The sequence below is a fragment of the Photobacterium satsumensis genome (assembly GCF_050336935.1).
GTDB classification, from domain to species: Bacteria; Pseudomonadota; Gammaproteobacteria; order Enterobacterales; family Vibrionaceae; genus Photobacterium; species Photobacterium satsumensis.
In genome coordinates, this window is sequence record NZ_JAKJSK010000020.1 from 67,992 (window position 1) to 83,413 (window position 15,422).

Consider the following 15,422-nt stretch of genomic DNA (forward strand, 5'->3'; position numbering starts at 1 on the left):
TAGGGCGCATTTTCGTCTCATTGGAGCTGGATTAATTTAGCCCCTGTCAAGGACTGGATACAAGGCGTATCCAGTCCAGAGAGCAATGCGGTGCTTAGCCCAAATGGCCAAGGACATTGATGTTTTTGTCTTCTGGAATTTCGTTGTACGAAAGCACGACCAAGCCTTTGGCAAAAGTACGGGCATAGCGGGCCAGTAACGGCCTTAGTTGTGGTGTGACCAATAAGATTGGCTTGAAGCCGTTTTGTTTCAGCTGCTCTTTGACCGCTGGCATATTCTGCTGCAACTGGGCCAATAGGGTTGGCTCGACCGGGAAGCTATCGAGCGAGGTCTGGCCACCATTTTGCTGGGCCTTACCCAGCGATGTTAGCAGCATTTTTTCAAGGTTGTCACTCAGGGTGTAGATATTGAAATCCTTGCCTGAGCCAACCAGGCTATTGGTCAACGAGCGCTTGAGACCACAGCGGACATCGGCAGCGATCAGGATCGGATCTTTGGTGACTTCACTGCTTTCAACCATGATTGAGGCGATATTGGCGATGTCTTTGATAGGGACTTGATCGACCAAAAGCTGGCGGAATACCCGCATCTGCTGCTGGTGGTTCAATTGGCTGGTCAGTGCTTCCATCAGTTTTGGGGCCGTGCCACCAAGGCGCTCCATCAGGCGCTCTACATCATCGTGGCTAAATAGCTCAGCCAAATGCTCTTTGATGATTTTGCTCAGGTGAGTGGCAACCACGGTTGCTCCGTCAACCACGGAATAGCCCTGATTAAGCGCTTGGGGTTTGTTGGCAGGCTCAATCCAGACAGCATCGAGGTTGTAGGCTGGATCTTTACCGAGTACCCCATCGAGTTGGCCATAGACTTCACCGACGGCAAGGGCCATCAGGCGTTCGGGATCGATTTCGCCCTGCGCGATAACCTCACCGTGCAACAGCAGTGAGTATTGGGTTGGCTTGAGCTTGAGGTTATCTCGAATGGCGATTTCCGGGATCAAGAAGCCAACCTGCTCGGTAATGGTCTTTCTCACTCCTCGAATACGCTGTGCGAGCGGCTCACCCTGATTTTTATCGACCAGGTTAACCAAGCGGTAGCCCAGCTCGAGAGCGATAGGGTTGACGACAGGGACATCATGCCAGCCAAGGGACGGGGTATTGTCTTGAGCAATGGCTTCGGCAACGGCCTCAGCCTGTTCGAGAGGCTCGGGATCGTTTTCAATCCGTCTTTGTTTCCAACCGGCATAAGCTAAAACAGCGGCAAAGATGAAGAACGCAAAATGCGGCATACCCGGCACCAAGCCAATGATCAGCATGATGGCCGAGGCGGTAAACAGGGTTGTCGTGGAAGCCAGCATCTGGCGGTGGACATCGACAGAGAGATCGCCACTGTCGTTGACCCGGGTAACAATAATGGCGGCAGCCGTTGCCAGTAGCAAGGATGGGATCTGGGCGACCAAGCCATCACCGATGGTGAGCAGGGCGAAGCGCTGGAATGCCTCACTGGCGGCCAGGTCATGCTGTACCATACCGATGGTAATACCACCCAAGATATTGATGACCAGAATCATCAATCCGGCAATGGCATCACCACGGACAAATTTGGACGCACCATCCATTGAGCCGTAGAAATCAGCTTCGCGGGCGACTTCTTCACGGCGGGTTCTGGCTTGGTTCTGGTCAATGAGGCCGGCGTTCAAGTCGGCATCAATGGCCATCTGTTTACCCGGCAGGGCATCAAGGGTAAAGCGGGCAGAGACTTCCGAGATACGCTCGCCACCTTTGGTGATCACCACGAAGTTGATGATCATCAGGATGACGAATACCACAATACCCACGAAGTAGTTGCCACCGACAACCACATCACCAAAAGCTTGGATCACCTTACCGGCAGAGTCACCGCCGAGGTGACCATTAAGCAACACCACGCGGGTAGAGGCGACATTGAGGGTGAGGCGCATCAAGGTGGCGACCAACAAGATGGTCGGGAACACCGAAAAGTCCAGCGGTCGTTTGCTGGATACCGCAACCAGCAACACAATGACGGCCAGTACAATATTGAAGATGAACAGGGCATCGAGCAGCCACGGCGGCAAGGGTAAGATGACCATGGCAAGGATCGCCAGCAGCATAATGGGGATCCCAAAGTAGCTGGTGGAGAGGTTCGGAAACAGTTGTTGCAGTTTCGCTTTCATAGGACTTCTAGCTCAAAGTTGACGTTGCTTGTTGTTGTAATCGTTGGTTGAGAATAATCAGGGCGTTACAGGTTTTCTGTTAGCTATTTTTTGTCAATAAGTGCTTGGGGATAGCAAAACTCGGCAGTGGCTGAGGTTTGTCATTTCTCCCCTCTTTATACGCTCTTAGCTGCATCACGTACGTCAGTACATGAGCCACGGCAACAAACAGCGGCCCCGGGATTTCTTGGTCTACCCGAGTATTGAAGTAGATTGCCCGCGTCAGCGGTGGCAGGTTCATTACTTCGATGTTGTGCTGTTTGGCAATGGCTTTTATTCGAAATGCTAATTCGTCTTCGCCTTTGGCAACCACAAAAGGCGCGCCGGATCGGCTGAGATCATATTTGAGTGCAACGGCATAGTGGGTCGGGTTGGTCAGGATGACATCGGCTGTTGGGACCGAGTTATCTATCCGCCGGCGTGACATCTGTTGCTGAATTTGACGGATCCGTTGTTTCACCTCTGGGCGGCCTTCGCTGTTTTTGTGTTCGTCTTTTACTTCCTGCTTGGTCATCTTCAGCTCTTTGGTATGGTTCCACAGCTGGTAGGGCATATCGATCAGACCGATCAGCAGCACGACGATACCGAAATAAATCAGGGCTTTGATAATGTGGCTGAGAGTGATCCCCATACCTTGCTCAAAAGGAGCGCGCTGTGCGGCAATCAGGGTGCTGAGGTTGTTATCGAGCAGGACGTACAACACGGTTGATAGCAAGGCTATCTTGAGGATGGACTTGACCAGTTCAACCAGTGATTTGATAGAAAAAAGCCGCTTGAGACCGGCAAGCGGACTGATTTTGTTGAGTTTGGGCTGGATAGGTTTGAGTGACATCACCCAACCGCCCGGGACCATGGAGGCGAGAATGGTCATGATGATCAAGACCATCGCCATCGGGACAAAGATACCGGCCAGTAGGCGTACGCTCTCAGCGAGCTTGCGGGTCATGATATCGGGCTCTTTCAGTTCGGCGGCACTGAGTTGGTAGTTTATGGTAAACAGCTTCTCTGCTTGCTCGCCGAGGAAATGGCCATAGGCCCAAAGGAACAGGGCTATGGTGATAAACAGTACCCCAACGACGAATTCTTTCGAACGGGCAACCTGTCCTTCGCGTTTGGCTTTGCGCAGTTTCTGGGGGCTGGGTTTTTCGCTTTTGTCTTGGCTACTCTGTTGTTGAGACATGTTAGTTTCCTCCCATCAGGCGCATCTCGGCCAAGATCTGGTGGCAAAGCTCGGCATAGATCCCCGGCAGACCAGAGGTGGATAGCAAGACGGCACACAGCCCTAGCATCATTGACATCGGGAAGCCCAAGGCAAACACGTTCAACGAAGGAGCGGCACGGTTCATTACCCCGAATGTCAGGTTGACGGTAAGCATGGCGGCAATCGTCGGCAGGGCGATGGTTACCGCTGCGGTCATCATCCAGCTAAACAAGTCAATCAAGCGGGCAAAAGAGACGTCATCGAAACCGCCTCCGACCGGGTAGCGACCGAAGCTCTGGACCACGATGTCCACTGCCACAAGGTGGCCATCCAACGCCAGAAACAGCAAGGTGGTAAACATTAAAAAGTAGTTACCCAGCAGGGCGACGGTTACCCCGTTGGCTGGGTCATTCATCATCGCCATCCCCAAGCCCATCTGCATCGACATGATTTGACCGACCATCGCCATGGCCGCAAACAAGAACTGCAAACACATACCGAGCAGGGCGCCGATAATGATTTGCTCCCCAGCCAGTACCACAGCATTGAGAGAAACGGGATCAACCGCTGGCATTGGTGGCAGTAGTGGGGCGCATACCAAAGTGATCGACAACGCCAACAACAGCCGGGTGCGGTTGTTGATATGCGCATTACCGATAAATGGCATGGTCATGAAGGCGGCCGATATACGAAAAAATGGCCACCATAACTGGCCAGCCATCGCTGTGATTTCGGCAAAGGTGAGGTTAACCAAACTATCAGCTAACGACATTGGCGATCGTATGGAAAAGGGTGGTGAAAAAATCACTGATGTTACGCAGCAACCAAGGCCCAGCAAAAATCAGCATCAACAGCGTGGTGAGTAGCCTAGGTAGAAAACTCATCGTCTGTTCATTGATCTGGGTAGTCGCCTGAAAAATAGCGACCAACAGACCAACCAGCAGGCTTGGGCCAATTAAGATGACAACCATGGAAATAATCATATAGATGGCATCGGCATACAGGCTCGCGGTTGCTTCAATCCCCATCACAAGCCTCCAAAGCTGGCTGTCAGGCTACCGACCGTCATGGTCCAGCCATCCACCATCACAAACACCATCAGCTTAAACGGTAGCGAGATGATAAGGGGTGACAGCATCATCATACCCATGGCCATCAATACACTGGCGACCACGATATCGATGATCAAAAACGGAATGAACAGCATGAAGCCGATCTGGAAAGCGGTTCGCAGTTCACTGAGAACAAAAGCCGGCATCAATACCGCAAAGCTGATCTCTTCCGGTTCGAGGTCGAGCGGATCGCCGGCAATACGTAACATTTGCTCGAGCGAGTTCTCATAGGTCTGTGCCAGCATAAAGGCCCGAACAGGCTTCTCTGCGGTGGCGACCGCCTGCTGAAGCGTGATCTCACCGCGGTCATAAGGTTCGTAGGCATCGGTATAGATCGGATCCCAAACGGGTTTCATCAGCAGCATGGTCAAGGTGAGGCCAATCCCGATCAGAATTCGGTTCGGTGGACTTTGCTGTAAGCCCAGAGCTTGGCGGAGGATCGCCAGTACCACGATAATGCGGGTGAAGCTGGTCATCATCAATAGCATCGATGGCAAAAAACTCAGCGCCGTCATCAGCAGTAAAATCTGTACCTTAACCGAATATTCCTGATTGCTTTCACCGTCAAATACCGACATGAAAGCGATCCCCTGATCGGCCAATGCCTGGCTGGAAAAGCCAAGCATCAGCATCACAAGGGGAAGGAGTTTTAGCCAGTTAGGCCTATTTTTTTTATGCGGTAACGTCATGCAATGCATCTTCGGCAATGTCGGTGAGGCGCAGGCCATATTTGTCGTTAATCACCACGACTTCGGCATGGCCCAGTAAGCGCCCGTTGACCTTGACATCCAGCGGCTCGCCATTGAGTTTGTCCAGTTCAATAACTGAATTTGGGCCGACAGTCAGTAGCTCACCCAATGCAATGTCAGTGCTCGCGACTTCCAAAGTGACGGTCACGGGGATTTGGCGGAAAAAGCCAAGATCGCGCGGTGCCTGCGAAGTGTTTGCTTTCTTGTCGAGGGTTTCTGATGCTGCAGGGGTATCGAAGATATCTGCGACATCGGCATCGATATTCAGATCGCCATCAAGCAGATGTTGGATATTTTGTTCGTTCATAGTCAGTGTCGCTCCTGAGGAGTAATGTTGTCGATAACTTGCAGTACAAGGTGGCCATTGCGCTCTACGACATGGGCCTGATAAAGCGGTAGCGTACCTGCGTGAACATCGATAACTTCTTGGATTTCGGTAGAGATGATGTCGCCAACATTCAAGCTTATGACTTGATCTAATGTCAGGGTTTGGCGGCTAAGTACCGCATTGAGGCGAAGGGGAACCTGTTTGAGGTGCATTTCCCTCAAGCTCGCAATTTTCGCCGGTTCGACCTGCGTGACAACATCCTTCGCGGTCAGTTGAAGCAGGAGATCATCATCGAGATGGAGATGGATTTCGCCATGGCTATCTTCAATTTGGATAGCGAATTTGGCATGCAGCACACCATTACTAAATCTCGGTTGCTCGGTTGATACCTGCCATTGATGACTGATTTGGTTCAGTAGGGTCGCGGCAAGTCTGGCTTGAACGCGTTTTTCACTGGCATTCATTGGCTTCCCACTCGTGTTCTCTTCCTCAGCCAAGGAGTCTACCGCTGTACCCGCAATATCACTTGGGTCGGTTTTACCCTGTAAAGAAAAGCGTGGCGTGCCACCATAGAACGCTTCGGCAATAAGGTGGATCATTGGCTGTGAAATACTGACAAGACACTGGCCATCAAATTGATTATGGGTAAAGCAAATAGGCTCTCTATCTTTAATTTCCTGGTAGCTAACTTCCAAGCCATAGCTGAGAAGCTTTACATGACAGTCGGTTCTCCGGGTTATGTTGTTTAGCGTTTGTTCCAGTACTTTTACCGATTGATAAATATAGGGAGATAAAGACTGCTGAGCAGCATTTAATGGTCTTCCTAATGAACGAATGTCGATAGGAAATACATTTTTAGAGCTATGTATATTCCTCGGTTTGATTTTATTCTTGCTAATGCTCGGTTTCATTAATAATCCCGAAGATATAAAAGTTAAACTTTAACTGCTTAATAAGCTCAATTATTTGCTTGTATCGTTAAGGCGATTATTTCTAACAGCATTAGCCCAATAGTTCAAATGCTTATAAATAAATGTCAAAACCCTGCAAATTAAATTTTTTAAATGAAATTTCAATTATTCGATGAATCAAGATCACAAAATCATTTTATATATCAATGGGTGTAAAATATCGCTTGTCTTGAAAGTGTGCGTGAGTGCATGTTTTTTCGGCTGTTTTGTTTTGTTGTTGTTAACTTTCTGGGTTGGTTCTGTGTTGTTTGTGTCTGGGATGTTTATTTTTCCTATTTGTAACCAAATATTAAACTGTGATCTTAAGCCAAGCGAAATAAATAGCGCTAATATCTGTCTAGTAAATCAATTAAATGCTGCCTAATATCCATCCACAATGTCTTGCTTTATTGACAAATATAATAATAAGTGTGTCGCGTTGCATATAATCATGCTGAATATTAATAAAGATACGCTTGCAAGCATTCTTATTCTCGTTGATTTGTTATACGGGAGTGAAATAAATATTACCAGTTAGGCAATTTGTTTAATATGAAAGCAATCAAATCAACCGCAGTGCTTTCTTTGTTAGTTTTTTTATCAACCAGTGCACAAGCAAAACCCATTATTGCGCCGTTAGATAAAGTAGATTGGCAATTCTCAGGAGATCGCTTTTCTTGCAAATTAACAAAGGAACTTAAGTTCGATGGCAGTGTTGCGTTTATTGCAAACTCAGCTCAGCCATATTTGGTTTCCTTTACTAGTAGCCAACGACCTTATTTTGTCGATAAGGTATCGTTAAGCGTCAATTATTCGCCGTGGGAGCAAAATAAGCCTCTGCGTGAACTGCTACAAGGCCAAGAGAATGGCCAGCATGGGCTGACTTTTGAAGGAACGGAATCGCTCCACTATCTGCTCAATAAGATGGAAAAAGGCGCCTGGGGGCAGATCTCGGTCAGTTATAACCAGCACCAAGAAACAAAACGCTGGGATATTCCGGCGGTCAGCTTTACCCCGTCTTATCAAGCGTTCAAATCATGTTTGGCACAGATGCTACCAGTGGGATATGAGCAAGCGAAAGATAATACCTTCCTGTTTGCCAGTAGTGAAAGTCGGGTGAATGCAGAGCAAAGAAAGGTGCTGAGTGACATTGCCCGTTATATTCGCTACGACAAAGGGATTAGTGCACTACTGATTGACGGCCATACCGACTTAAAGGGCGCTGCTCTGGATAATTTATGGCTGTCGCGACAGCGTGCTGAAGCGGTTGCTGACGAGCTGGTTGCACTGGGTATCCGTCGCGATCTGATCCAACTTCGCGCCCATGGTCAGCGTTATCCCGATTATCAAGGCACGAGTGAAAATGCTAATCAGCGTAACCGCCGGGTACAGCTTCGATTGGTCAAGGAGGGGGCATGACATTCAGTGAAGTGATTTTTGCTCACCGTTGCCTTATTCAAGCGGCGGCTGCGATAAAAGTGTTGAGTGCGGAAGGTTACACGGTGCGTAATGCCTCTACCGCAACGGACGCCTTGGCGAAATTGCGTCAACAACCTGATAGCTTGTTATTCGTGGCTGATAACCTAACAGATATGGATATGCTGTCGACAATCCGCTGCGCCAAGCAAATGGTCACAAAGGGGACGGTGGTCGCGATTGTTGATTATCAGCAAAGCAAACTGGCCAGCGATGCCATGCAGGCTGGTGCCGATGACTATCTATTGCAGCCATACCAGCCAGATCAAATTACCGCGCTAATGAAGCGAAGCCAGACGGTGCAATCGCCAAAGCGTGAAGTGGTGGCAACCAGCCGTCGTAGCTTGCAAGTGCTACAAATGGCCCACCGAGCTGCTCAGACGGATGCCACGGTGTTGGTCACGGGCGAGTCGGGCACCGGCAAGGAAGTGTTGGCGCGTTATGTTCACGACCACTCGCCACGCAGTGAAGGGCCATTTGTTGCTATTAACTGTGCCGCTATTCCTGAAAGCATGTTGGAAGCCGTGCTATTCGGCCATACCAAAGGGGCGTTCACCGGCGCAACCCAAAGCCAAGCCGGTAAGTTTGAAGAAGCAAATGGTGGCACCCTGCTGTTGGATGAAATTGGCGAGATGCCGCCGGCCCTGCAGGCTAAATTGCTGCGGGTACTGCAGGAGCGTCAGGTTGAACGCCTAGGTAGCCACCGCTCGGTGGCTTTGGATATCCGCATTATTGCTGCGACCAATGTTGATTTGCAGCAGGCGGTTGCTGAACGGCGTTTTCGCCAAGATCTTTATTACCGCTTGGATGTGCTTCCTTTGCAATGGCCGCCATTGCGAGATCGCAAAGAAGATATCTTGCCTTTGGCCGAGCACTTTGTCCGCAAACTCAATGCGGGATGTACTGACTCTTGCAGTTTGTCGGAAGAAGCGCAGCAGGTACTGCTGAGTTATAGCTGGCCGGGCAATATTCGAGAGTTGGAGAACACTATCCAACGAGCATTGGTAATGCGGCATGGGCACTGGATCACGGCACAAGATCTGATGCTGAACGATATGTTGAGCACCATGGTAGAAGGGGCGATTACCGAGGTGGTTGAAGATGCCAAGCAAGCTCTCAAGCAAAGCCGTAAGAACGCCGAGCATCAATTTATCCTTGAAACCCTCGCTCGCTTCAATGGCAAGCGCAACCATACCGCCGAAGCTCTGGGTATGTCGACCCGCGCGTTGCGATACAAGATTGCGGCTATGCGCGAACAAGGGATCAACATTGATTCTTATATTCACCAATCCGGCACAGCGGCTTAAGGAGAAGGACGGACATTATGTCGAATCAAACCTCAATGATGCAGAGCGAGATGCTGCAGCGTATGGCTGTTATGCGCGAACAGGCTCAAACAGGTACTCAGGTCGCGGTCAATGTTTCGCACCCGCCAACGGGTAACTTCCAGGTTGCCATGCAACAAGCAGTGCGTCGGATTGATAACCAGCAGCACCATGCCCACCAATTGACGGCGGATGTGGATGCCGGTCGTTCGGATGATTTGGTTGGTGCGATGGTCGCTAGCCAGAAAGCCAGTATTTCTTTTTCAGCATTGACACAGGTAAGGAATAAGATCCTGGCTGCCTATGACGATGTGCTGAAGATGCCTCTGTAGTGAGAAGAAAATGAGTACAACAGTAGCTGAAAACCCAGGACAGGCACGGCCAAGCAAGTGGCTGTCATATATAGAAAAAATCCAACATCGGTTGGATGGAAAGTACAAGAACGCCGCCTTGATCACGGCGCTGGCGGTGATGGTGTCGCTATTTATTGTGGTGGTGATGTGGACGCAGGCGAGTCCGTACAAGCCCCTTTATGGCACACAGGAGCGCTACGATAACAGTGAGATCCTATCGGTACTGGAGCAGGAAAAAATTCAGTTCCAGTTGGAAAGTGAATCAGGCCAAATCATGGTGCCGTCAAATCGTTTGGCGGATGCCAGGATCATCCTTGCTGCTCGTGGTGTAAAGGCCAAGTTACCGGAAGGGTTGGAAATTCTTGATCGTAGCTCGGGCCTTGGTACCAGCCAGTTTATTGAAAATGCCCGCTACCGCCAGGGACTGGAAGGCGAGTTGGCACGCACTATACTGGCGATCCGCTCAGTGAATCACGCCAGAGTACATTTGGCCATCCCGAACCGTACCTTGTTCGTGGGTATTAATGAAGAGAAGCCATCGGCTGCGGTAATGCTGGAGCTGGAGCCGGGGATGCAGCTTGATCAACCTCAGGTGGAAGCCATTGTCAATTTGGTCAGTGGTAGCATTACCGGTATGGCGGTCGAAGCGGTATCTGTGGTCGATCAGTACGGCAATTTGTTGAGTGCTGACTTAGCGATGGGCCAGCAGTCACAGGTTAATGTGCGATTCCATGAGCTTCAGCAGCGGGTGGAGCGTGACATTGTGCGCCGTGCCGGCGATATGCTAGCGCCATTGTTGGGTGTCGGTAACTTCCGGGTACAGGTCGCGGCGACGCTCAATTTCGACCAAATCGAGGAGACTCATGAGTCTGTCGATACCGATCCTGTACTGCGTACTGAATTCACCAAGCAAGATAATACCCTAGGCCAGTTGGCGATGGGGATCCCCGGTGCACTGAGTAATCAACCGACGGGGGAAGAAGGTCCAACAAATAATGAAACACGTAATGAACGTGCTGAACTCAGCCGTCAATACGATGTGGGCCGCAAGGTTCGCCATACCCGCCATGCCCAAGGCGGGATCGAAATGTTATCTGTTTCTGTGTTGCTTAACGATGATGTTCATGAACAAGGTTGGCAACAAGCACAATTGGAGCAAGTCGCTCAAATGGTTAAAGATTCTGTAGGATATGTTGCTGAGCGTGGAGATCAATTCAGCCTGCATGCATTTAATTTTGCCCGTGCGGTAGAGACGGCGCCGCTTGATACCCCGTGGTGGCATGATCAGCAATTGTTGTTGCTTGCCAAATATGGCGCCTTCACTCTGCTTGGTTTGTCATTCATTTTCCTTGTGTTACGCCCACTCGTTAAAGCATTGCAACGTTCGGCACCGGTGTCCACGGCATTGGCTCCCGTAGCTGCTGGTGCTGAGGTGATGCCTAGCGGGGAGGTACCGGCGGTCGAGCCTGTTAGTGAATTCAAGCCTGTGAGTATCAATTCGTCGGCCGGTAGTGAGCAGGATCTGGCTGATGCGCTATTAGACTCTATTGCCCAAGGTGGCATGGTTACCGAGGAAAGTGCCTCACAGCCTACCGGGGAAGCTGATTTTGATTTATCGACGCTGCCACCCCCAGGATCCGAATTGGAGGTTCAGGTGAAGCACTTGCAGAAATTGACTGAAGTAGAACCAGAGCGTGTCGCAGAAGTTATCAAGAAGTGGGTGAATAGCAATGAGTCTCAGTAATTTTAGCCATTTGGCAGACGGTGATGTACTGCTGGATCCAATGGAGCAAACCGCGATTTTGCTGCTCAGCATGGGCGAAGAATCAGCCTCTCAGGTCATGCGCCATATGTCACGGGATGAGCTGCTTAAAGTCAGCCATGCCATGGCCCAGCAACCGGCTATCCGTAGTATTGAAGCGCGCTTTGTATTGCAGGGCTTTTTTGAAGAGTTCCGGGCCCAGTCGGGGATCAGCGGAGCATCGCGTCCTTTCTTGCAGCGCACCCTAGACAAGGCGTTGGGTGGCCGCTTAGCCCGTAATTTACTGGATACCATTTACGGCGATGAAATCCGTACCTCGATGCAGAGGTTGCAGTGGATTGAACCCAAGCAACTCGCCAAGTTCTTGATGAACGAGCATATTCAGATGCAGGCCGTCTTCATTGCCTTCTTGCCTCCGGAGATCGCTTCCCAGGTTCTGGTTGAGCTGTCCCTGGATGAGCAGAAGGATGTCTTGCGCCGAATTGCGGTGTTGACAGAAGTGAGCCGTGACGTCGCGGTGGAACTTCAGGATCTCGTCGATCGCTGTATCGAATTCCTGGCGGAAAATTCAGGGGCGGTTATTGAAGGTGAGAAGCAGGTTGCCGACATCATCAACCGTTTCACCGGTGATCAAATGAGCTTGATGACTGCCCTTGAGGAGCATGACACGGAACTGGCCGAGCGGCTCAAGAACAAGATGTATGAATTCTCTATTCTTATTCGCCAACCGGAAGCGGTTCGCCTGCGTATTCTCGAAGAGATCCCCACCGATCTGCTGGCAATGGCATTGAAAGGGGCCGAGCCGGCTCTGCGTAAGTCATTGCTTACCATCCTGCCACGTCGTATGCAGCAGTCGATGGAGGGAGAGATTGCCCAGCTTGGTAAAGTGTCACTTCGTCAGGTACAAGAAGCCCGTTCTGAAATCATGGATTACGTGCGTGAACTGAATGAATCCAAAGTAATTAGCCTGCAGCTATATCAAGATACGACGGTGGAATAGAGATGTTTAGACGAAATAAAATCATGCGCTTGCAAGCAAGCCAGTTTCGCAGTCATAGATTTCCACCGCTGATTGATCCGTCCAGTCTAGCGCAGGCCGTGCCTGCTCGTCATCAGGCCGGGCTGGAACTTAGCGAAGGGATTAACAACGGCCTAGATGATGGGTTTCTGGATGATGACCTGGGTTTTGATAACTTGGCGATGGATGATTTTGGCCTCGATGAGCTGAATGAGGATGCCCGCGTGATGGCTGGTATGGAAGGAGAGTCGTTGCTTGATGATGTTTCTGAAACGCCAGCTTCGCCCGAAGATTTTCAAGTCCAGTTTAACCAAGGATTTCAGCAGGGGGTGACCCGTGGCCACGAAGAAGGGTTGCTGCAAGGTATCGAGCAAGGCCAGCAGCAAGGCTTTGAACAAGGAGTGTTGCAAGGTCGCGAGCAAGGGATGGTGCAGGGTATTCAGGAAGGCAAAGCACAGTTTGTCGACGCGGCGAAGCCGTTTGCCCAACTGCATCAGCAGACCGCTGAGTTGTTCGCCACGCACGAACGGCGCCAGCGTGAACAGGTGTGCGAACTGGTACAGAAAGTCGCCCAGCAGGTGATCCGTTGTGAGCTGGCTCTCCAGCCCCAGCAGATTCTGGCTCTGGTTGAAGAAACACTCGAGAGCCTGCCCGGTGAACCTGTGGGCTTGAAAGTCAAAATGGCCAGTGAGGAGTTTACCCACCTTGAAAAAGTAGCCAGAGACAAAATAGCGGACTGGAACATTGTCTGTGATAGCACGCTACGTCAGGGTGAGTGTCGAGTCGTAACGAATAATGCTGAAGCTGATGCTGGCTGTGAGCAGCGTCTTGACACCTGTATGTCTGCGGTAAAAGGCCATCTGCTTGATGAGCAAGTCGTGCTTGAGGGTAATACTGATAGTGACACTCAAGGCAACATGGCAGGTAGCCCGACAAAAGCCTTTGCCAAGGAAAGTGATGGGGCGATCAAGCAGGCATCATGAGTAACATAATCGATTACCGGCTAGAACAAGCACTGGCCTCACTCGACGTTGTCCCGGTGGCGAAAGTCACCGGGCGGTTGGTGAAAGTCACCGGATTGATGTTAGAAGCGGTGGGCTGCCGCCTGCTCACCGGGCAGCGATGTTTGGTGGAGACCGGAAATGGCACCAAGATTGAAGCGCAGACCGTGGGGTTTAATCGTGAAGTCGCCTACTTGATGCCTGTCAGTCATGCCGCGGGTTTATTCTCCGGTGCCAAGGTTTGGCCGCTTGAGGGCGAGAGTCAAATCCGTATCGGCCCGCAATGGCTTGGTAGGGTGCTTAATGGCCTTGGTGCTCCTTTGGATCGATTGGGGCCCGTTGGCGGGCAAGATGATATCAGCCTAGATGCTGAGAACATTAACCCAATGTCACGGCGGCCGATTGATGGTGCGCTGGATGTGGGGATCCGGGCCATCAACAGTTTATTGACGCTGGGCAAAGGTCAGCGGATTGGCCTTTTTGCCGGTAGCGGGGTAGGTAAAAGTGTTTTATTGGGGATGATCACCCGCCAGACCAGTGCCGATGTTGTTGTTGTCGGCTTGATTGGTGAGCGTGGACGAGAAGTGAAGGAGTTCATTGAACACTCACTCGGTCCCGAAGGTCTGGCTCGTGCTGTGGTGATTGCCGCTCCGGCGGATGAATCCCCATTGATGCGCTTGCGTGCTTCTCAGCTTTGCCATCGGGTTGCGGAATATTACCGTGATCAGGGCAAGGATGTGTTGTTGCTGATGGATTCCTTAACCCGTTTTGCGATGGCGCAGCGTGAGATAGCCCTTGCGCTGGGTGAGCCGCCAGCCACTAAAGGTTATCCACCCTCGGTATTCAGTATGTTGCCGCAACTGGTTGAGCGGGCAGGTAACAGCGCCTCGGAAGAAGGCAGTATGAGTGCCATCTATACGGTGCTCACTGAAGGGGACGACCAGCAAGATCCCATCGCCGACAGTGCCCGGGCCATTCTCGATGGTCATGTGGTGCTGAATCGCCAGTTGGCTGAAGCCGGGCATTATCCGGCCATTGATATCTCTCAATCTATCTCGCGTACCATGCCGCAGGTTGTCAGCAAGGATCAACTTCGTCATGCCATGCGCTTCAAGCAGCTTTACAGTCGTTATCAGGAAGTCCGCGAGTTGATCCCCCTAGGGGGGTATCAGCCGGGTAATGATCCGGATATGGATCAAGCGGTACTGGCCCACCCCAAGTTGGTGGCTTTCTTGCAGCAAGAAATGGATGAACAAGCGGACTGGGAAACGGTGAATGGCCAAATGAGCCAATTGATACAGGAGCTAAACCTTGGCTAAACAATCAAAGGCACTGGATCGGTTTCGTCAGATCAGGCAGGGCGAGTTGGAAAAGCTGGGCCAGCAATATCAGAAGAAGCAGCAAGACTGTGCCAGTCACCTCGAGAAACTGGAGCAGCTGGATGCGCTTTACGATTCTTGTCAGGTGGTAGCGGGAGAAACGGCGTTGGCATGGACTAATCGCTTTGCTATCCGTGATCACCTCAAGCACCTGACTGAAATCCAAACCCAAACACTCGCATTATCCCAGGCAGAGCAGGCGGGCCTAAAGCAGCACGTTGTCCAGCAGCATGTGAAGGTCAAAAGTTTGGAGAGCGTGATAGAGAAGCGCCGTCAGCAGCACGTCAAGCTTGCGGCCAAGAGTGAGCAGAAGCTGATGGACGAGATGGCCATGCAACGGTTTATTCGCCCCATTTTCTAATTCATCAGCTTAGCCAAACCTGCATCAACGCCACAGTCGTCACTGTGGCGTTTTTTATGGCGTTAAACTGGCAGAAGAGTCGATGAGGGAAGGTAATATCAAATTCAGTAATATTCTGGCCTATCAGCGAGAGGGAAAAGGGATAGAGACGAGGCACTTGATTGCGGGGGGGGGGGG

Annotated in this window: 15 protein-coding genes; 8 read left to right on the forward strand and 7 right to left on the reverse strand. The window is 50.9% G+C overall.

Features of this window, described 5'->3' with window-relative positions; genetic code table 11:
• Positions 1–94: 94 nt before the first annotated feature.
• The 7 genes from flhA to L4D79_RS27810 form a co-directional block, all read right to left on the reverse strand.
• A complete protein-coding gene (flhA, locus tag L4D79_RS27780; protein WP_428656643.1) occupies positions 95–2,191 on the reverse strand; it encodes a flagellar biosynthesis protein FlhA in 2,097 nt (698 codons plus the stop codon).
• A 79-nt stretch (positions 2,192–2,270) separates the two neighbouring features.
• The gene (gene flhB, locus L4D79_RS27785; RefSeq protein ID WP_428656645.1) at positions 2,271–3,410 is read right to left on the reverse strand and encodes a flagellar biosynthesis protein FlhB; all 1,140 of its coding nucleotides are present in this window, start codon (positions 3,408–3,410) and stop codon (positions 2,271–2,273) included.
• 1 nt (position 3,411) lies between these two features.
• Positions 3,412–4,203, reverse strand: coding sequence for a flagellar biosynthetic protein FliR (gene fliR / locus L4D79_RS27790; protein ID WP_428656648.1), 792 nt, complete (start codon positions 4,201–4,203; stop codon positions 3,412–3,414).
• Positions 4,190–4,459, reverse strand: a complete 270-nt coding sequence (gene fliQ, locus L4D79_RS27795; RefSeq protein ID WP_255041012.1) for a flagellar biosynthesis protein FliQ — start codon at positions 4,457–4,459, stop codon at positions 4,190–4,192. The genes fliR and fliQ overlap by 14 nt, the downstream gene beginning before the upstream one ends.
• On the reverse strand, positions 4,459–5,175 hold the full coding sequence (gene fliP / locus L4D79_RS27800) for a flagellar type III secretion system pore protein FliP (RefSeq protein ID WP_428656687.1): 717 nt from the start codon (positions 5,173–5,175) through the stop codon (positions 4,459–4,461). Before fliP ends, fliQ begins: the two co-directional genes overlap by 1 nt.
• 40 nt (positions 5,176–5,215) lie before the next feature.
• Complete coding sequence (fliN, locus tag L4D79_RS27805) at positions 5,216–5,599, reverse strand: flagellar motor switch protein FliN (RefSeq protein WP_428656652.1); 384 nt, start codon at positions 5,597–5,599, stop codon at positions 5,216–5,218.
• A gap of 2 nt (positions 5,600–5,601) precedes the next feature.
• Positions 5,602–6,531 (reverse strand): FliM/FliN family flagellar motor switch protein, encoded by a 930-nt coding sequence (locus L4D79_RS27810; RefSeq protein WP_428656655.1) that lies wholly within the window; start codon positions 6,529–6,531, stop codon positions 5,602–5,604.
• Between the two features lie 591 nt (positions 6,532–7,122).
• Between L4D79_RS27810 and L4D79_RS27815 the strand changes: the two genes are divergently transcribed.
• From L4D79_RS27815 to fliJ, 8 genes are read left to right on the forward strand one after another with little or no spacing between them, the layout of a single operon-like run.
• Positions 7,123–7,989, forward strand: a complete 867-nt coding sequence (locus L4D79_RS27815; RefSeq protein WP_428656657.1) for a MotY family protein — start codon at positions 7,123–7,125, stop codon at positions 7,987–7,989.
• Entirely contained in the window at positions 7,986–9,353 is a 1,368-nt protein-coding gene (locus L4D79_RS27820) for a sigma-54-dependent transcriptional regulator (protein WP_428656659.1), read from the forward strand. The genes L4D79_RS27815 and L4D79_RS27820 overlap by 4 nt, the downstream gene beginning before the upstream one ends.
• A 17-nt stretch (positions 9,354–9,370) precedes the next feature.
• Positions 9,371–9,703, forward strand: a complete 333-nt coding sequence (gene fliE, locus L4D79_RS27825; RefSeq protein WP_428656662.1) for a flagellar hook-basal body complex protein FliE — start codon at positions 9,371–9,373, stop codon at positions 9,701–9,703.
• A gap of 10 nt (positions 9,704–9,713) precedes the next feature.
• A complete protein-coding gene (gene fliF, locus L4D79_RS27830) occupies positions 9,714–11,468 on the forward strand; it encodes a flagellar basal-body MS-ring/collar protein FliF (protein WP_428656665.1) in 1,755 nt (584 codons plus the stop codon).
• Positions 11,455–12,486 carry a FliG C-terminal domain-containing protein gene (locus L4D79_RS27835; RefSeq protein WP_428656668.1) on the forward strand — a complete coding sequence of 344 codons (1,032 nt, stop codon included), beginning with the start codon at positions 11,455–11,457 and terminating at the stop codon, positions 12,484–12,486. Before fliF ends, L4D79_RS27835 begins: the two co-directional genes overlap by 14 nt.
• A gap of 2 nt (positions 12,487–12,488) precedes the next feature.
• Positions 12,489–13,487: a flagellar assembly protein FliH gene (gene fliH, locus L4D79_RS27840; RefSeq protein ID WP_428656671.1), complete on the forward strand. Its 999-nt coding sequence runs from the start codon at positions 12,489–12,491 to the stop codon at positions 13,485–13,487.
• Positions 13,484–14,824, forward strand: a complete 1,341-nt coding sequence (fliI, locus tag L4D79_RS27845) for a flagellar protein export ATPase FliI (protein ID WP_428656674.1) — start codon at positions 13,484–13,486, stop codon at positions 14,822–14,824. Before fliH ends, fliI begins: the two co-directional genes overlap by 4 nt.
• Entirely contained in the window at positions 14,817–15,245 is a 429-nt protein-coding gene (gene fliJ, locus L4D79_RS27850) for a flagellar export protein FliJ (RefSeq protein ID WP_428656677.1), read from the forward strand. The genes fliI and fliJ overlap by 8 nt, the downstream gene beginning before the upstream one ends.
• The last annotated feature ends 177 nt before the right edge of the window (positions 15,246–15,422 follow it).